This is a genomic window from Endozoicomonas sp. SESOKO2 (assembly GCF_024606245.1).
Lineage (GTDB): Bacteria > Pseudomonadota > Gammaproteobacteria > Pseudomonadales > Endozoicomonadaceae > Endozoicomonas_A.
In genome coordinates this window covers 1-17,970 of sequence record NZ_JAHHPQ010000485.1, presented here as the reverse complement: position 1 = coordinate 17,970, position 17,970 = coordinate 1, and the positions used below count along the sequence as shown (strand labels likewise).

Genomic DNA, 17,970 nt, shown 5'->3' with positions numbered 1-17,970 from the left:
AGATCATGAAGTCTACTTTCAAAATAAGTTACGATCTGGTCCCATAGACCCCATAACTGGCTCAATGCCCTGCAAGCACCATATTATCTCGATGCAAAAGCTCAGGCTCTCCCGAATAACCTAGCAATTCACCAATCCTGTGACTGGGTTTACCAATAATTTTCCTGGCATCATCTGAACCATAATTGATCAAACCACGAGCCACTTCATGGCCGGACTCATCGACACAGGCCACCATCTCCCCGCGGAGGAAGCGCCCCTCTACAGCCTTTACCCCGACAGCAAGAAGGCTTTTGCCCTGATTTTTAAGCACATTCACTGCACCCGCATCCAGCATCAGCTTACCTGAAGTCTGCATATGCCCCTGCAACCACTGCTTGCGAGCAGCCATTCGTTCATGATCCGGCGTGAGCAAAGTACCCAGAACTTCCTGCTCAAAAAGACGACGGATGACATTCTCAATCTTCCCACCGACGATGACTGTTGCCGCACCAGAAGCCGCAGCCTGACGAGCTGCCCGAAGCTTGGTTTGCATACCACCGCGACCCAGACGACCGCTGACACCACCCGCCATAGCATCCAAAACAGGATCAAGGGCTCTGGCCTCATTCATCAATCTCGCAGCGGGGTTTTTACGAGGATCTTCTGTATACAAACCATTCTGATCCGTCAGAATCACCAGAACATCGGCCTCCACCAGATTGGCCACCAGTGCACCGAGGGTATCGTTATCACCAAATCGAATCTCATCGGTCACAACGGTATCGTTCTCATTAACGACGGGCACCACCCCCATATCGAGCAACGTCCTCAGGGCACTGCGAGCATTCAGATATCGTTGACGATTACTGTGATCAGCGTGAGTCAGCAGCACTTGGGCTGGTTGAACATCATGCCTCTGAAAACTGCTTTCCCAAGTTTGAACCAGTCGCGTCTGACCCACAGCAGCAGCAGCCTGAAGCTCATTCAGAGCACTCGGCCGCTGCTTTTTCCCAAGCTTTTCCATACCTGCCGCTACCGCCCCGGATGATACCAGAACCAGCTCAATGCCCTGTCTACGCAGTTCGCACAACTGATCAACCCAACCATCAATCTGTTCAACGGCCAGACCACGTCCTTCATCCGTTAACAGGGCGCTGCCTATTTTGACCACCCAGCGCCGGGCTGTTTTCAGTCTGCTACGCTCACTCATGCTACTCTCCTGCGCTCTCTTCTTTAAGATCAGGGTGCGTAGAACACTTCAACGTCATCATCGTCGTCATGATCATCATCGTCTCGAGCCGCTTTTTCAGCCTTTCTGGCCAGACGCTGCTGCCTTCTCTCTTCTGCCAGCTCGCGCATTCGCCTGCGAGCCTCTTGTTCCAGCTTGTGACGAACCTCTGCTTCCTGAGCGGCCATTTCTGCATCTTCGCTTTCCTGAAGATTACGTTCTTCAATGTAAGTCATCAGGTCCTGAGCCAGCTTTTCTGTGCCCCGGGAAGAGATTGCAGAAATCTTATAAACAGGACCTTCCCAACCCAGTTCTGAGATCACCTGATCACAGACTCTCTTCTGCTGATCTTCCGGCAACAGGTCGAGCTTGTTCAATACCAACCATCGCTCACGCTCAGCCAGGGCAGGACTAAAACGTTTCAATTCATCCACAATGGCATTAGCAACATGTACAGGATCGCTCTCATTAAATGGAGCCACATCAACCAAATGCAGGAGTACACGACAACGTGAAAGATGTTTCAGGAATCGAATCCCCAAGCCAGCACCTTCAGCGGCACCCTCAATCAGACCGGGAATATCAGCAATAACAAAACTGCGATGTTTCTCCACACTCACTACACCCAGGTTAGGCACCAGTGTGGTAAAGGGATAGTCTGCCACTTTCGGCTTAGCCTGAGAGACTGAGCGAATAAAGGTGGACTTACCTGCATTGGGCATACCCAGTAGACCCACGTCGGCAATAACCTTGAGTTCCAGTCGAAGCGAACGCTCTTCACCCAGAGAACCTTTGGTAGTCTGCCTCGGAGCACGGTTGACGCTGGATTTAAAACGGGTGTTACCCAGACCGTGCCACCCCCCCTGGGCTACCAGTAGTTTCTGGCCCACGTGAGTCAGATCACCCATCACTTCTTCTGTTTCATCATCCACAACCGTAGTGCCTACAGGTACCGGCAATTCTAAATCCTGCCCCTTGGCACCGGAACAGTTGCGACCACGACCCGCTTCGCCACTTTCTGCCTTATAACTGCGCTGATAACGATAATCCACCAGCGTGTTCAGGTCATTCTCTGCAACCACATAGATGCTGCCACCGTCACCACCATCACCACCGTCCGGTCCACCCTTGGCAACGTATTTTTCACGCCTGAAACTCAGGCAGCCATTGCCACCTTTGCCAGCCTGAACTTTGATGATGGCTTCATCAACAAACTTCATTCAAAACCTCCCGCAGCAATGACTTCAAACGGTCAATACCTGCAGATAAATACTCAACCAGATGCCCACAGCAAAAGAAAAGCATTGACCTCCAGACACTCAACCTCAGGAGTCTACACCACTCAAATCACTTTACGCACATACAAGAAAGCCCCGCCAAAAAGCGGGGCTTTTCTATGGCGTCACCCTCAACAGGGGGGCGAACACCAGAAGTACTGTTACGCAGCTTCGATGCGAACGTACTTACGCTTCTGAGGACCTTTAACCTCAAAAACAACCTTGCCATCAGCCTTGGCGAACAGAGTGTGATCCTTGCCAATGCCGACATTCTCACCCGCGTGGAATCGGGTACCACGTTGTCGAACCAGGATGTTACCTGCGCTGACGACCTGACCGCCGAAACGCTTAACGCCAAGGCGTTTACTTTCTGAATCGCGACCGTTACGAGTAGAACCACCCGCTTTTTTGTGAGCCATGCTGCTCTCCTTTTAGCTCGGTCCAACAGCCGGCTACCACACCAGATGCAGACCTTAGAAGTATTTAACGAACTGCTTCCAGCCCATCAGCCATGCCTTTTAAAGGCCTGAATTAGCCAGCAATGCCGGTAATTTTCAGCTCAGTGAACCACTGACGGTGGCCCATTTGCTTGCGGTGGTGCTTACGACGCTTGAACTTGATGATCTTGATCTTTGGACCACGACCATGAGCTACAACTTCAGCAGTAACCTTGGCACCCTCAACAACAGGAGCGCCAATTTTGACTTCTTCTCCGTTGGCTACCAGCAGTACATCACTGATATCCAGACTCTCACCTGCCACTACGTCCAGCTTTTCAACCTTCAGGGTTGTGCCTTCAGCAACACGGTACTGCTTGCCGCCAGTTTTGATAACTGCGTACATATTTATCTCCGAAAATCCTAAATAGCCTCTTTGTCAAAGGCATCCGGCGAGATCAGGACTCATTCAAAAGAATAAAGCCAAGGTACTCTGACCGGAATTTTCAATACTATCTACGTCTATCTGATCATCACTTCCAGATGGGCTGCGCCGCATAAGCCTCTGGTCAGCTCTGAAAACAGAGCCCAAAAGCATGACAAAATGGACCGCCGCCCGGATTCTCAGCCAGATTGTTAGACAGGGGCGCAAATTCTAAGGAATTGCAACCCGACTGGCAACCCCGATTTGTCTACGATACTCCCAGAGATTATACCCATGAAACAAGCACTGAAGTCATACAGCTATTGACAGTCAGGCGGCCACTACCTAGGATGCTCGATTTGCCAATCTCTGCAGCAGCCATATGCCTGAACGCAACAAGCACTCCTTTCAAACCGTTGTCAGCGAAGATTTTGCCCTGGTTAACCAGTGCATCGCCGAACAGCTGCATTCGGATGTTGTCATGGTCAGCAAGATTGGCCAGTACATAATCCAGTCCGGAGGCAAGCGGCTCAGACCCCTTCTGGTTCTGCTGACTGCACGCGCCACAGGCTTCCGGGGACATGATCATATCTCACTGGCGGCTATCATCGAGTTTCTCCATACCGCAACCCTGCTGCACGATGATGTCGTGGATCAATCTGACCTCCGCCGGGGACGTGACACAGTGAATGCCCTCTGGGGTAATGCTCCCAGCGTTCTTGTGGGCGACTTTCTCTATTCCCGTGCCTTTCAAATGATGGTCGGCCTTGACAACATGAAACTGCTCAGGATCCTCTCTGATGCCACCAACATCATTGCTGAAGGTGAAGTCATGCAGTTGATGAATATCAACGATGCCAGTGTGACAGAAGAACAATATATGGATGTCATCCGATGCAAGACTGCCATGTTGTTTGAAGCTTCTACTCATACTGCCGCGACCCTCTCCGGTGTGGATAGCGAGGTTGAGCAGTCCCTGAGAGACTATGGCCATCATCTGGGCATGGCATTTCAACTGGTGGATGACCTGCTGGATTATGAGGGCGACAGTGAAGACATGGGAAAAAACCTCGGTGATGATCTGGCAGAAGGCAAACCTACCCTGCCTCTGATATTCGCTCTCTCCGAAGGCACCCCGGAGCAGAAAGCGTTGGTCAGGGATGCCATTGAACAGGGTGGCCTGGATAAGATTGATCAAGTGGTTGAGGCGGTTCGTTCCTGTGGGGCGCTGAATTATACATCCCTGAAGGCAAGAGAACAGTCTGACAAGGCTATTACCTGCCTGCAAGCCCTGCCTGACAGTGAGTTTCGTGACGCGATGGAAGATCTGGCACGTTTTGCTGTGGCCAGAACGTTCTGAACAGATGGCCGCAGCAGGTTTACTGGAACTCAATGACACCGATCCCCATCCACTGTTCGTTCATATGAGTGATCTCAGTGACACGCTGCCTCTCCCGATAGGATAGCCGCAGGTCGTTCCAGCAACGCCGCGTGCCGCCGTCGAGGTGATCGTATTCAGTCCCATGAATATCGTGGAAGCCGCACAAGCGGGCGTACCGCCCGAGGTTCATAAAGTCACGCTTCATGCCGTGATAGGAATGGTCACCATCAATGAACACTACGTCAAAAGCCCGTCCGCAAAAATCAGCGGAAGTCATGGACACCTGCTTTCGGAGCGGGAGGCGCTGGGCGTAGTGATCCCAGTCCCGGAAGTTGTCTTCAATGTCCACGCAATGATATTCAAGTTCCGCATTGAATCGACTTAGGACCGCAGAGGTAAATGTCGCAAATCCTCCATACATCACGCCTATCTCGATGAACGAGGCTGGCTCGCGTTCGATGCAAAGCAGCAGGAAGTCAACGTACTCCGTGGGAATTTGCAGCAACCCGAAATTCGATGCACTTATGTATTCCTGGAATGCGCCGTACAGTTCCCAGCCCTGGTATATGCATCCGAAGCGTTTCAGTAGCTGGAGCAGGTAGGCGCGCCGCCTCAACTGCTCTGGCGGAGCAGTAAGAATTTCGTCGATGACCTCCCGGCCCTTCGCCATGTCGTGACACAGCGCATTATCTTCCATTCGGGACAGTGCTTCATTCATTGGTTTAAACCCGTTTTTGATTCTGAGAGCACCCTTGCGCAGGGCTTCAATGTCGGTTTTAACAGCATCTTTGAATGAGGATTTCAATTCAAAATACATAGAACTCCGCTAAGCGGGTCTCAAAAAGACTCACTCGCGTGAAGCCAAACCCGTCGCATCGTTGAAGTCAAGATAGCATCAGAATGCATATCTCGGAGAACGCGGCAAAATACTTTCTATCTATGCCAGACTTAATGAACTTTTTTCAACAGCCAAGGTTGTCAGATCAAGCAGCCTATAGCCAATTGGTCAACGTATTTTACGGCACTGGGCAGATTAGGGGGGGGCAGTTCCAAAGGTTCATTGTTGCCTGAGGACTGCCAGACATGACCATCAGCCACAGTGATCTGTGACTTTATCCAACTGTCCTGAAGACTGGCTGGATAACCCTCCCTGAAAAAAACCGAAATTTGTTCGCTTTAAAACAGTGTTTGATCTCTAACATCGAGCAGGGATCTAATATTTTGGCATGTGGCCACCTCAGAAAATACTTACTAGAAACCTAAATCGAAACTGATATCTGGACCGCTTACATCGAAGCTGCCTAAATCGAGACTGCCACCGAGACCGCTTACATCGAGGCTACCTAAATCGAGACCGCTTACATCGAGGCTGCCTAAATCGAGACTGCCACCGAGACCGCTTAAATCCAGACTGCCTACATCGAGGACGTCCCCAAAGACTGAATCTGAAATAGACAGGTTTATTCCAGAAGAGCCATTTGTGCTGTCCAAGGATAAGTTTTCGGTTACAGCATCGGAGCATCCAGAAGCCACCTCGGCAATATGCAAGCCAGAGCTTATATCAAGTGGCTGGTCTGTAATATTCCCGACATTAATATCATCTAAAAAGCCGGAAGCGGGTGTGGATAAATTTCCTGTGACAGTAGACGGAGAAAGATCTCCGCGCACATCACCGGTATCAAATGAATAACTGCTACCCATATTGACGGGATATTCAGGGTTTAACAGGGCAGTGTACACATACGGCATCCAAAATCCATCTATTGGAAAAAACCAGGCAGCAGGATTCATTTGAGCCAAGCTATAGTAATAACTGCCAAGCTTCTGATGGTGCAACGACAATGAGTTGTCTAATTCTTGCTTTTTCTGGCTCACAATTTTATCGAATTCATGGGATTTAATTAAGACCTGAGCGTCAAGCTTGCGCTTAAGATTACCGATGGCCATTTCTTTTATCTTCTGACATCTGTTTTCTGTGGTTGGATTAGCTTTGATCTTTTTAATCATTGTATTTATTATATTTGGTCTCGGTATATGTCTTTGGTAAGTATTTGGGTTCATATGTGTTTCATTAAAAAACTTGTCGATTAGTTTTTCAGCGCTTTCTCTCATTTCGTCTGTGGGCGCTATTATCATAGCCTCCAAGGAAAGCGTAATAGCCTTTTTTAAAGGTTTTTCTACTCTTTCTGTATCATAACGATTTAGAATGTAACGAAAACCAAGATCAGCTTTAGAAAATTCCTCGAAAGCTTTTTCAATTTTTTCATTATAACGAATGCGAATACTTGGTTCTCTAATTAGAGTGCTAATTTGATGTTGATAATTAGCTTTTTGTGAGTCAATAATCTTTTTAACCCGTGACTGACTGTTTTTAATAAAAACTTCTCTTGATGCGTCTACGGCTTTATAAAACTGCTGATGGATTTTCTGTTCAATAATTTTTTTATGAAGTTTCCTGAGGTCAATATGATCTGGATTTATTGCTAAAGCTTTTAGGCAAAAGGTGCTCTTGTCTTTATCAAAAGCGGTATGTTTGGTGAGCTGGTAAAAGTGCTCAAATCTGGCTGCCTGGGATACCACTTTTTTATATAAGATATCAAAATGTTCTGAGAAATGTGAATTTAAGGCAGTAACTTTATTAAATGTATGGAGTGCATCATCAAAGTCTTTAATAAATGTGCACATTTTATAGAATAATCTGTCGGCAACTTCATCTTTGCGCAGTCCGCCCAGTCCGGCAAGACTTACTCTGATAAAAGCCTTTATCCCGGCAGCTAATGAGTCGACCTCGTTGATTAGTAAAGAAGATGCCTTTTTGAGAATTATTTTTTTACTGTCTTCACGGATAGCATTCATCTTCTTATCAAGTAAAAACAGTGATTCAGTGGATAGCTCTTCAGGTAAATCCTCTATTGTTTTTATCATACGCTGAATAAGAAAATTATGACTTAAATCTGACAGGGTTCTTATATATCCTTCATGATTTTCAACAAATTCTATTAACGACTCCATAGTGTCGAGTGAATCAAGGTGACGACACAAATTACCGACGGCCATGTCATTCAGTGTTGCATTCAAATTTTTAAGAAACTCTAAGTTACTTAGTATTCTATCTTGCCCCCACGTCTGCAGATTAATGCGAAGATGATTCAATCTTTTTTGCTCTTGCTCTATCTTTTGATCGACCAAACAAGAAACCCTGTATATCAACTGGAGAGTCTCGGCATTACCGGAGTCAGGGTGTTGAGCCTGGTCCTCGTCAAATAACGTCTTTAATGAGTCTTTCAACGAACAGAGCGTATCGGGAAATGCAATGAACTCAGATAGTTCTGAGTAGACGAGGTTTAGTAGGGGGTGGATACTGGAAAATGATTGGGTGGCACGCTTCAGGTTATCTTCCAAAAGCGTATCTATGCTCTGTATTTGTTCATCAAGTTTCTTCTGTAGCCTGACGTATCTTCTGTTATCGTGACTGCGTATGGGCCACTTAAGATTATCATCTATATTAGACTCCAATGTTCTCAACGCCAATTTGTTGCGCTGATAAGCTTCCAAAGGCTCATCCTTATCGGCATAAGTTTGAAAGCTATTCCGATAGCTATCAAGCTGGCGTTCATTTTCTCTAAGGTCTAAATGCAACCGAAAAGGTTTGGGTAGCAGGCATCGAATGCATGACTGTTCAATTGCAACAATTCTGGAGCGTCTTTGCAGTCCGGTACTTTGTGGTCCAGGTGTTAAGGCCGATGAATCGACGTTCACAAGGGGCAACACTGAAGAAGTGGTTTGCTCTCCATGATTTTGGGATGAATGCCATCTCGCATCAGTCTTTGCCAAGGAAAAATCATTTATCATAGTAATCTCCAATTTGTGCATGAGTGGTCAGTTAGACACAGACGCTGAGATAAGCCGATTAATCAATTCTTGCTAAGTGGTTCCTCAGTTGTTTTCCAGTATTTCTGACCATAATGACAAATTGGACAGTGATTTCATGAAAAGGTTTCAAACATTTTGCTGTTATTTTCTCATTACGTGAAATCTTTGCTGCATTGCTGATAAAGCCTGTCCTTCCAGTCTGTGATCCTGCCATCGTTGCTTCACTCAAAAAAGACATAAACTGCTCCCGACATTCTGTGACGGTGGATTCAGGTCAGATAATTAATTTTAATGTCTTCCTGGCAATATTCGGACTACTCTAACGAGAGCATTTTTGCCCCTTCGATCCGGACGATAGAAATCGTAGATCAAAATCTGATAGATGAATAAAATGAAGGGTCTATCAAACTGATGGGTTCTGAGGTGCAGCTTGATCCCATAAGTGATTGAAACCTGGCTTGGCAGTTGGAGATTCTCACGCCGTAGAGCACCGGAAAAAAAAGGTGGGCAGATTTAAAGCCCGCAAGAGCTTCGGTGACTATTTCACTCTAAACCGGGCTTTATGAGCAAGCTGATGAGCAAATTCACCCAGACGCTTTTTGTTCAACTGAGTCTTGAACCCGGGCAAGTTGATATTCATTTGCTGCAATTCAAGATTACCTGAACCAAACTGGAAAGCCTGACTGAGGTTGCGATCTTCCCGGCTAACGGGTTTGCGAGGATCAGGGACATAGCCTCTGGCCTCCACCTCGGCAGCAAAGCGCTTGATCGAGGCGTCGGCTTCTCCGGTTCGGTCCTTACCACTTTTACAATTGATATGACCCACCGCGCCTATCTTGAATGCCAGCAACTGGATTCGCTCAACCATCTTATAAGCATCTTCGCCTTCTGTTCGATAGTCGCCTGAAACATGAAGATCCCTTATTTGTTCAACCAGCATACGGACAACCTGCTTGGATTGCTCAGGGGCAGAGCCAGCCAGATAGTCGCCTACCCAACCTCCTACGGGATCAAACTGCTCAACAGAGCCCATCAGTTCAATAAGGCCCTCATTATTGACCCGCCTGGCCTCACCCCAGGGACGGACAACGGACTTCAAACCACCCAATGAAAGTGAATTGACACCATAATTGGTGTTGGCCAGCTTCATATTGACTCTGAGTTGATGTTTTTCGCCGTCGGCATCAGAAATGACCAATGGCTTACCCTCGTTAAGTTCTTTCTGAATTTCCTTGAGGGCGGCGACCTGCTCTCTCTGCATCTTCAGTTCATCATCATGAATATGCAGATAGTGCCTCAGTTTGTCGGCACTGAGCATAGACGTGGAGAGCATTTTCAAAGGAACAGGCTGCCCCGATGTCAAATAGTCGGGATTATCATCCAGAAACTGTTTTACAGCGGCCGTCACCAACTCCCTGGCCCGGTTTCTGGCTGCGGCAAGTCGGGGCTCTTTTTCTTTTATCCCATAGGCACAGAGGGTTCCGGAACGCAACCCTTTGAACAGAACTTTCTTGTTCCCCTTTTCTGCAGTCGACAGCTCAGATTGCGCCATATTGACGGCATGAAAGCGTTCACTGGTTTCAGTCGAAGGCCTGCCCATACCCTGATAAGAATGTTCAAAGATATCTTTTGCACCTTCTCCCCATTTCATTTGCGAAGCAGGGGTCAGCTGACTCTCATAATGCCGGGTTCGCCCCTCAATCCTCACATCCAGATGGGTAGTGATTTTTTCCCATTGAACTGTTGAGAGCACCAGACTGCGTGATTCTTTCAGTTTCTTCCTGGCATTATCCAGACCCACCTCTCCAAGCCGCTTCAATATACAGGCTGTATAAGCCTCTGCATCAACCACGGGCAGAGCGTCAGCGTGGGAAGCTCTTCCTGTTAGCTTCGCTCTGGCTGGAGGAAGATCATTGTCTGTTCCTTCCTGAATACGGTTAAAATGGTCACTCCACGTCTGGTGCAATGCCTTCAACTCTGCCAGCTTTTTGGTTTTCTTTCTGCTGAACAGACCTTCCTTACCTGAGTTGTTGATGAGTGCACTTTCATGCTCAATTTCACGCTTGAGAACATTAATAGCAGAAACCATCTCCAGACATTTAAACTTTTTCCACTGCTGCGGCCCCAGTGGATTCTCCTGATCACTGACCTCCAGCTGATCGATAAAATCCAACACACCATCGAGCTGCCCCACCAGATCATGGATAAGGGCCTGCTGCAATTGGGCAGGCAAATTTTGTGAATGACGCTCCAGTGCGTCCAGCGTCTTGATAAGCTGCCTGGCAAGCTCTCTGGCTTCTTCAGCCTGTTGGGCATAGCTGATGTTCTGCAGACGCTCCAATGGAGAACCGGAGAGAAGACCTGAAACACGGTTGGTGTAATACTCGGCATTACCTATCAGCTTCATCTCGTATTGACTGATATAGAGATCATCACCTTCTATCGGAGTTCCCGGGACTTTGTCCCTATCAAAGTGCTCTTCGGCCCAGAGCCTGAGCTGACCGGGAAAAAGAGTATGCCCCCCCTCTGCTTTGCTGTTGAGAAAGCGGGCCGTTTCGGGAATAGTGGTTGAGAAGATGGATTCATGATGACCGACTGCTTTTACCGCAAGTTCAAGAGCCTTTGATTGGCTCAGATAATCGGTATGACCAGAGAGCTGAAACTGAACGACTTCCTTAAGATGCTCCTGCTCGTGTGAAGGAAGAGATCGCCACTTAAAAGGTGTCGCAGTCTCAAACGCTTTTTCCACCATATCGGAATCCAGCCAGAGCTCTATACTGCTACAATTCAGCTTTCTGACATCTCTTAACAGGTCTGTGGCACGTGTTTCCAGCTTTTTAATGGTTCTTTGGTTCAGCGGCTTGCTTTTGAGATCATTGTGAAGCTGATTTTCCACAAAACTGCCGTACTTGGATACAAATGCCGTAGTCCCTTCACTGGCACTGAGTTTTTCACCTTCCCTCAGTTCTCTGACAGGTAGCGGCAGCAGCTCGGCCTCCCGACCACGCCACTTGCCTCTGACAGAAATGTCAGTGGATTCATGCTGCCCTCTGTCCAGCAGGGGTTGCAAACATTGCAAAGTCCGTTGCGATGGATTCAAAGCACTCACTTCCCTATCACCAATCTCCTCGCAACTGTTATCGGCCGGTTTAGCCAAAAGTCCTGCGTTATCAGGCACAACACCTGATTTCAATCTTTCATGATGAGTCTGGCTTTGCGCAACAGAGCGGATATAATGTCGCCATTTTTTCAAGCTCTGAAATCAGGCAAAACATCAATGAGTGGATTATCCCCCGAAGTGGCAAAGCGTCGAACCTTTGCGATCATCAGTCACCCGGACGCTGGTAAAACCACCATCACGGAAAAGCTCCTGCTTCTGGGTGGTGCTATCCAGATGGCAGGTACTGTAAAAGGCCGCAAAACCGGTCGCATGGCCACTTCTGACTGGATGAAAATGGAGCAGGAGCGGGGGATCTCGATCACTACCTCGGTCATGCAGTTCCCTTATAAAGGTTGCACTGTCAACCTGCTAGACACTCCCGGACACGAAGACTTCTCAGAAGACACCTACCGCACCCTGACGGCTGTGGATAGCTGTCTGATGGTGATTGACGGCGCCAAGGGTGTCGAGGACCGTACTATTAAACTGATGGAAGTCTGTCGTCTGAGAGACACCCCTATCTTCACTTTCGTCAACAAGATGGACCGTGAAGTCCGGGACCAGATTGAAGTGTTGGACGAAGTGGAAAGCATCCTGAAAATCCAGTGCGCTCCCATCACTTGGCCGATCAGCATGGGCAAAAACTTCAAAGGGGTTTATAACCTTTACACCGACACCATTCACCTCTTCACACCGGGTCAGGGACACACAATACCCGACGACATTCGTATCAAGGGACTTGAGTCTGAAGAAGCTAAAGAGCTGCTGGGTGATATTCACGAAGACTTTGTGGATGAAGTGGAACTGGTACGTGGCGGCAGCCACGAGTTTGATCTGGAAGCCTATCATGCCGGCAAGATGACGCCTGTTTTCTTTGGCACTGCCCTGGCCAACTTTGGTGTCCGTGAAATGTTGGATGACTTTGCCAAGTGGGCTCCAGCCCCCCTGATCCGAGAAACAGACCAACGAACCGTGGAACCGGACGAAGCCAAATTCTCCGGCTTTGTCTTCAAGATCCAGGCCAATATGGACCCTAAACACCGTGACCGCATCGCCTTCCTGCGCATCTGCTCTGGCAAATACACCCGTAATATGAAAATGAAGCATGTACGGATCGGCAAAGATGTAAAAATTGCCGACGCTGTGACCTTCCTGGCCGGTGATCGCTCCCATGTGGAAGAAGCCATCTCTGGTGACATTATCGGCCTGCATAACCACGGTACCATCCAGATTGGCGATACTTTCAGTCAGGGTGAAGAGATCCGCTTTACCGGAATTCCACACTTTGCCCCCGAGCTTTTCAAACGCGTTCGCCTGAGAGATCCTCTGAAGCTCAAACAGCTTCAGAAAGGCTTGCAACAGCTTTCAGAAGAAGGCGCAACCCAGCTTTTCATGCCTCTGAACAATAACGACCTGATCCTGGGTGCGGTAGGTGTACTCCAGTTTGATGTCGTTATGCGTCGTCTCAAGGATGAATATAAAGTGGAAGCCATGTACGAACCGGTCAACGTCAATACTGCCCGCTGGGTGGATTGCGCAGACGAGCGCAAGCTGGAGGAGTTTAAGCGGAAGTGTGGCGACAACCTGGCTATTGATGGGGGTGGATACCTGACTTATCTGGCACCCACCCGTGTTAATCTCTCACTGGCAGAGGAACGCTACCCGGATATCACCTACCGAACGACCCGTGAGCACTAACCTCCCCTGTATCCTGCCACTTGGCTTTTAGAAGGTGTCGAAAAAGCGGAGTAGCAGGATCAACTTATCTGCATCGCCAGAATTGCACCAGCTTCAGTGATCCATGCTGCCGTGATCCATTGAGCCGTGATTCATCTCACCATGTTTCATGGCACTGTCATGGGCCGCATCTTTAGTTTGCTGACGAAGATCTTTTACCGGCACTTTGACATCTACAGCATCTCCGTCAGAGAAGTGCAGGGTGATATCAACCTCACCACCGGCTTCCATTGGTCTCTTCAACCCCATCAGCATGATATGATTGCCACCGCTTTTCAGAGATTCTGTCTTGCCTGCCGGAATATCAATATCTTCCAGCTCGAACATTTTCATCATATTCCCTTCATGCTTGTGGCCATGCAGCTCCACACGAGCCGCACTGGCACTGTCAGCAGAGACCAGCTTGATATCTTGTTTACCCTTATTGGTAATAGTCAGAAACGCCGCAGAGTTTTTGGAAACAGCCGGTACCGCTCTTGCGTACTGATCCTTTATCTCAACATCTGCTGCCTTAAGGGCCATAGATGTCATGGCGGGGAAAACAATTGCGAAAATAGCTGCCAAAGGCTTCATACTTTAACTCTCCAGTTCAAAAACAACCGTTGTCACTTCGGAACCTGACTCAATCACCAGTTTGGCCAACCAGACCATTTCCTTATCAACCGTGCAAAACGTCAGATTGCCCACACCACTGTAGACCGTAGACCCAAAAAAAGAGGGCTGCTTGTAGAGTGGAAAAGGAGCTAATCCCATTGACATGTCCCGACCAATAAACTCCATGGTAATCCTGTCTGCAGACAGACCTTTCAGACGAACTTCAACATCAAGGGGTTCCAGCTTTGGCAGGCTGGATGGCCTGATATTCAGCTCAATCTGACTGTCTCCTGTCGTCAGTCGACATCCTTCAGACACCAGACATTTCTTCTGATAGCTCTGTCGGGTCAGCCCTGTTTCAGATTCCAGCTTGAAGTAGCGGGGTAAAAAAACCAATGCTGCAATCAGCACCACCAAAACACCCAGCCCTGTGTACTGCTTTATTTTCATCGGGGTAACATAACAGACTGACGCTCTGTGACCAAATATGTGATCATTATGACCCCCATGCCGGAATTGTTCGACAGCCACTGCCATCTGGACTTTCCTGAGTTTGATCAGGATCGTAATAAAACCCTTGAACAATGCTGGCTCTCAGGTGTCCACTCAATCTGCATACCAGCAACGGAAGCCCGTTACTGGCCCAGAGTGCTGAAACAAGCTCATTCGGTGCCAGATTCTGTGCGACTTTATGCCGCACTTGGATTACACCCTTATTTTCTGAAAAGCCATAAACCTCATCACCTTGATGAACTGAAAGTATTCCTGACGCGTCATTCCGAAACCGTTTGTGCAGTGGGTGAGATAGGTCTGGACTACTCGCTGACTGACTCAAACCGTGACGAACAGCACTTCTATTTTGTCCGACAACTGGAACTTGCCGACCGTTTTAAACTGCCCGTCATTCTGCACTGCCGAAAAGCACACGATGAGATCCTCAAACAAATCAGACAAATCAAACTGGAGAGAGGTGGCATCGTACATGCCTTTTCTGGCAGTGAACAACAAGCCCGACAATATATAGAACTGGGATTCAAGCTGGGGTTTGGCGGCACAATCACGTACGAGAGGGCCAGAAAAACACGTCAGCTGGCCACCTCGTTGCCTCTGAGTAGTATAGTCCTGGAAACCGATGCGCCGGATATGCCGATGTCAGGCTATCAGGGCCAGAGGAACACTCCCGCCCGATTACCTGTTGTTCTGAAGCATCTCGCACAATTACGTTCCAGCTCTGTAAAAGAGATCGCGCGGGCTACTACTGAGAATGCATTATCAATCCTGGGAAAATAACCTCATTGGAATCCGTCTCCAGAGGTTCAGTTAGATTACCCCCGATCACCATGTCATCAACCTGGCGAACAGGACCGACCGCTGAGCTCAAGAGTGATGACAGCGACGAAGATGAACTGGAACTGGAAGAAGAATAGAAACCTGAATCATCGTCACTGCCTCCGCCATTGTGAACGCCAGCATTCGGATGAACCACCGGAACCACCCCAGCCATATCACCCGGCACACCCTGTCCGGGCGTAGCAAACATCCAGCGATTGACACCATCGTAGATCAATACCGACTCACCTTCCGGAAGAGCAGCTAATTCACTAATGCTGCCATCCAGGTTAATGCTCCAAAGCTTAATCACACTTCCTAAACGGATCATAAGATACAAGGGCTTGTCGGGTGGATGACTCGATCCCATCAGGGCTGCCCATGTCATCAAAATCGTAGGAAGCCCACCCAAATTACCTTGTGACAGAAAATCAGCTTCGGCCTCAATATCTCCGGCAACCCAGCCTAGCAGTCTTCTCTGGGCATCAGTTAGTCTGTTATTCTTCCAGGCATTCCATAATTGTCTTAACAGGGCAATGACTCTGTCACGATTCAAGTAATACGGTCGCAGGACAGACTCCAGTGAAACAAATAAACACTCGTTACCATGTTCGACCTGATAAAGAGTTAACCCCAATGGTTCCAACAACGTCTTAATGTTTGAAAGAAACCTTTCATGCTCCATCGCCACCAGACTTCTTCCGGACATCAAAGGTTGAAAGTGATGACGCATACGAGCACTAAATACTTCCGAACTCAATGGGTTCTGTTGAAAAAGGCGAGTCAGGGCAAAACCCGAATTAAAATGATGAAGTTGCAACTGTCGAACCAGTTCTGGCAGCACTGAATCAACCGTCTCTTCCGTCAGCTCCGGGACTTCGTTAATTGCATGCCAATAAAAATGAACATCTGAAAGGTCGGCATTTCTTTCCCTCCAGGTTTTAAACTGTTCAAACAAAACCTGCAAAATGGCAAACAATTCTTGTTGAGTCCGATTGCCCAGAAGATAATTTCGCTTCCACATATTCCAGCTAATTAAATTATCATCACTATTAAGAAACAAGGCATGATCAATGGAAGCCCGAGCCCCCGGATCATTAACATGAGTGCCTTCGATAATAAGAATATCGCAGGTGATCTTCCGGGTTTCTTCCGGGCCCAACCGACCCTCCAGATGACGACAATAAGGGGTATACCGAAAAGAATCACCCCGGGCTATTGCTGCCAGACATCTGTCTCTCAAGTCCGCGCGATACTCTTTACCATCGTTGTTACCGGATGCACCATCGCCCAGATGACTGAACATTTCACGTCTGTCTGCGCGGGAGTGTAAAAAGGTATCAATCCCCAGCGTTTCAAGATTACAGGCCCTGCCTGCCAGATCCGGCTGTAATTGATGATAATTTGCAGCAGCAGCTCGAAGTTCTTGAGTAAATTCATCAAGAAAGGTGGATTTACCGGCTCCGGAAGGTCCATCCAGACCAATAGTAAAAGGTCTTGAAGAAGTACTTTCCCCTTCAAGATTACCCTGTCCAAGATTATAGAGATAATCAAGATAAGCATTAATTGCGAGTGCTTGAATAACCAGACTGTTTGATCCTTCAGCAGCAGCCCAGGGAATAGAAACAATAAAAACTATGAATAAAGAACGACGTCCCGTTCGAAGAAAATTCTTTATTTTTTTAATGAGCAAAACAACAACCTCAATCCAATAAATATGACCTTATCAAAAGTAGACTAAATCATTTCATTCTGCTGCCAGGAAGCTGACTTTATTTTACTCATAAAAAAACTCTGAAATAAACAAGGTTCCTTTCACTTTGAATACATTTCTATTTTACATCTTTTAAGCTATTTATTTAGCTACCCATAGGAGTCAGATAATTTCTGAATCAAGACTGCCTGAAACCTTATTTATTCCCCCTTTCATGCCGCTTTAGCGCCTTGCGTGCTCTCTGACGCACCATTTTTTGCTTCAGAGCCGAGAGTTTATCAATAAACAACACACCATCCAGATGATCAATTTCGTGCTGAAAAGCTTCTGCAAGGATACCCTCACCCTCAATCTCGAAAAATTGACCATAACGATCCTGAGCCCTGACTTTTACCCAGCCAGCCCGCTTAACCGCGGCCCAGCAACCCGGCAGTGACAGACAGCCCATCTCCATTTTCTGTTCACCTGACTTCTCAATAATCTCCGGGTTTGCAATGACCAGGGGCTGACTTTTATCAGATGAGACATCAATCACTGCCACTCTCATTCCCAAACCCACCTGGGTAGCAGCCAGTCCGGCACCATTGACGGCATACATAGTTTCGTACAGGTCATCCACGATTTTCTGAAAATCCGAACCAAAGTCAGTAACAGGAGTGGTGGGAGTTCTTAATGCAGGGTTGGATTCCGGAACCAGTTCTAAAATCGCCATGGGATTTCTTCTGTGTGTAGTTTGTTGGTTGTTACATAAAACTATAGACAGAAAAAAGCAGTGAAAATGGTCGGGGTAGAGAGATTCGAACTCCCGACATCCTGCTCCCAAAGCAGGCGCGC

Annotated in this window: 15 protein-coding genes; 3 read left to right on the top strand and 12 right to left on the bottom strand. The window is 47.8% G+C overall.

The window, feature by feature from the left end; translation table 11 throughout:
• Positions 1-61: 61 nt before the first annotated feature.
• The 4 genes from proB to rplU form a co-directional block, all read right to left on the bottom strand.
• Positions 62-1,192 carry a glutamate 5-kinase gene (proB, locus tag KDK17_RS11100; protein ID WP_257274524.1) on the bottom strand — a complete coding sequence of 377 codons (1,131 nt, stop codon included), beginning with the start codon at positions 1,190-1,192 and terminating at the stop codon, positions 62-64.
• Between the two features lie 29 nt (positions 1,193-1,221).
• Entirely contained in the window at positions 1,222-2,430 is a 1,209-nt protein-coding gene (gene cgtA, locus KDK17_RS11095; RefSeq protein ID WP_257288100.1) for an Obg family GTPase CgtA, read from the bottom strand.
• 218 nt (positions 2,431-2,648) lie between these two features.
• On the bottom strand, positions 2,649-2,906 hold the full coding sequence (rpmA, locus tag KDK17_RS11090; RefSeq protein ID WP_257274522.1) for a 50S ribosomal protein L27: 258 nt from the start codon (positions 2,904-2,906) through the stop codon (positions 2,649-2,651).
• A 112-nt stretch (positions 2,907-3,018) separates the two neighbouring features.
• Positions 3,019-3,330, bottom strand: coding sequence for a 50S ribosomal protein L21 (gene rplU / locus KDK17_RS11085; RefSeq protein WP_257274520.1), 312 nt, complete (start codon positions 3,328-3,330; stop codon positions 3,019-3,021).
• Positions 3,331-3,730: 400 nt separating this feature from the next.
• On the opposite strand from rplU, the gene ispB reads away from it, so the two are divergent.
• Positions 3,731-4,708 carry an octaprenyl diphosphate synthase gene (ispB, locus tag KDK17_RS11080; protein WP_257288099.1) on the top strand — a complete coding sequence of 326 codons (978 nt, stop codon included), beginning with the start codon at positions 3,731-3,733 and terminating at the stop codon, positions 4,706-4,708.
• A gap of 19 nt (positions 4,709-4,727) precedes the next feature.
• On the opposite strand, the gene KDK17_RS11075 is transcribed toward ispB, so the two are convergent.
• The 4 genes from KDK17_RS11075 to KDK17_RS19555 form a co-directional block, all read right to left on the bottom strand.
• Positions 4,728-5,546, bottom strand: a complete 819-nt coding sequence (locus tag KDK17_RS11075; protein ID WP_257280461.1) for a class I SAM-dependent methyltransferase — start codon at positions 5,544-5,546, stop codon at positions 4,728-4,730.
• Between the two features lie 434 nt (positions 5,547-5,980).
• Positions 5,981-8,581, bottom strand: coding sequence for a hypothetical protein (locus tag KDK17_RS11070; RefSeq protein ID WP_257288098.1), 2,601 nt, complete (start codon positions 8,579-8,581; stop codon positions 5,981-5,983).
• Between the two features lie 58 nt (positions 8,582-8,639).
• On the bottom strand, positions 8,640-8,840 hold the full coding sequence (locus tag KDK17_RS11065) for a hypothetical protein (RefSeq protein ID WP_257288097.1): 201 nt from the start codon (positions 8,838-8,840) through the stop codon (positions 8,640-8,642).
• A 300-nt stretch (positions 8,841-9,140) separates the two neighbouring features.
• Complete coding sequence (locus KDK17_RS19555) at positions 9,141-11,780, bottom strand: inositol phosphate phosphatase SopB (protein ID WP_257288096.1); 2,640 nt, start codon at positions 11,778-11,780, stop codon at positions 9,141-9,143.
• 99 nt (positions 11,781-11,879) lie between these two features.
• Between KDK17_RS19555 and KDK17_RS11055 the strand changes: the two genes are divergently transcribed.
• Positions 11,880-13,460 (top strand): peptide chain release factor 3, encoded by a 1,581-nt coding sequence (locus KDK17_RS11055; RefSeq protein WP_257275324.1) that lies wholly within the window; start codon positions 11,880-11,882, stop codon positions 13,458-13,460.
• A gap of 93 nt (positions 13,461-13,553) precedes the next feature.
• Here KDK17_RS11055 and KDK17_RS11050 read toward each other — a convergent pair whose 3' ends face one another.
• Both KDK17_RS11050 and KDK17_RS11045 read right to left on the bottom strand, forming a co-directional pair.
• Positions 13,554-14,072, bottom strand: a complete 519-nt coding sequence (locus tag KDK17_RS11050) for a copper chaperone PCu(A)C (protein WP_257275323.1) — start codon at positions 14,070-14,072, stop codon at positions 13,554-13,556.
• 3 nt (positions 14,073-14,075) lie between these two features.
• Positions 14,076-14,543, bottom strand: coding sequence for a hypothetical protein (locus KDK17_RS11045; RefSeq protein WP_257275322.1), 468 nt, complete (start codon positions 14,541-14,543; stop codon positions 14,076-14,078).
• A 27-nt stretch (positions 14,544-14,570) separates the two neighbouring features.
• On the opposite strand from KDK17_RS11045, the gene KDK17_RS11040 reads away from it, so the two are divergent.
• Positions 14,571-15,383, top strand: coding sequence for a TatD family hydrolase (locus tag KDK17_RS11040; RefSeq protein WP_257275321.1), 813 nt, complete (start codon positions 14,571-14,573; stop codon positions 15,381-15,383).
• On the opposite strand, the gene KDK17_RS11035 is transcribed toward KDK17_RS11040, so the two are convergent.
• Both KDK17_RS11035 and def read right to left on the bottom strand, forming a co-directional pair.
• A complete protein-coding gene (locus KDK17_RS11035) occupies positions 15,349-17,115 on the bottom strand; it encodes a P-loop NTPase fold protein (protein ID WP_257288095.1) in 1,767 nt (588 codons plus the stop codon). The two genes, KDK17_RS11040 and KDK17_RS11035, sit on opposite strands and share 35 nt — an antisense overlap.
• Before the next feature lie 217 nt (positions 17,116-17,332).
• The coding region (def, locus tag KDK17_RS11030; protein ID WP_257275319.1) for a peptide deformylase at positions 17,333-17,970 on the bottom strand (638 nt) is incomplete at its 5' end.

What these genes read in the sequence shown, in the direction of transcription:
- KDK17_RS11050 (WP_257275323.1), bottom strand. Translation starts at nt 14,072, where the DNA reads ATGAAGCCTTTGGCAGCTATTTTCGCAATTGTTTTCCCCGCCATGACA.
- proB (WP_257274524.1), bottom strand. Translation starts at nt 1,192, where the DNA reads ATGAGTGAGCGTAGCAGACTGAAAACAGCCCGGCGCTGGGTGGTCAAA.
- rpmA (WP_257274522.1), bottom strand. Translation starts at nt 2,906, where the DNA reads ATGGCTCACAAAAAAGCGGGTGGTTCTACTCGTAACGGTCGCGATTCA.
- rplU (WP_257274520.1), bottom strand. Translation starts at nt 3,330, where the DNA reads ATGTACGCAGTTATCAAAACTGGCGGCAAGCAGTACCGTGTTGCTGAA.
- KDK17_RS11070 (WP_257288098.1), bottom strand. Translation starts at nt 8,581, where the DNA reads ATGATAAATGATTTTTCCTTGGCAAAGACTGATGCGAGATGGCATTCA.
- KDK17_RS11065 (WP_257288097.1), bottom strand. Translation starts at nt 8,840, where the DNA reads ATGTCTTTTTTGAGTGAAGCAACGATGGCAGGATCACAGACTGGAAGG.
- KDK17_RS11055 (WP_257275324.1), top strand. Translation starts at nt 11,880, where the DNA reads ATGAGTGGATTATCCCCCGAAGTGGCAAAGCGTCGAACCTTTGCGATC.
- KDK17_RS11075 (WP_257280461.1), bottom strand. Translation starts at nt 5,546, where the DNA reads ATGTATTTTGAATTGAAATCCTCATTCAAAGATGCTGTTAAAACCGAC.
- ispB (WP_257288099.1), top strand. Translation starts at nt 3,731, where the DNA reads ATGCCTGAACGCAACAAGCACTCCTTTCAAACCGTTGTCAGCGAAGAT.
- cgtA (WP_257288100.1), bottom strand. Translation starts at nt 2,430, where the DNA reads ATGAAGTTTGTTGATGAAGCCATCATCAAAGTTCAGGCTGGCAAAGGT.
- KDK17_RS11045 (WP_257275322.1), bottom strand. Translation starts at nt 14,543, where the DNA reads ATGAAAATAAAGCAGTACACAGGGCTGGGTGTTTTGGTGGTGCTGATT.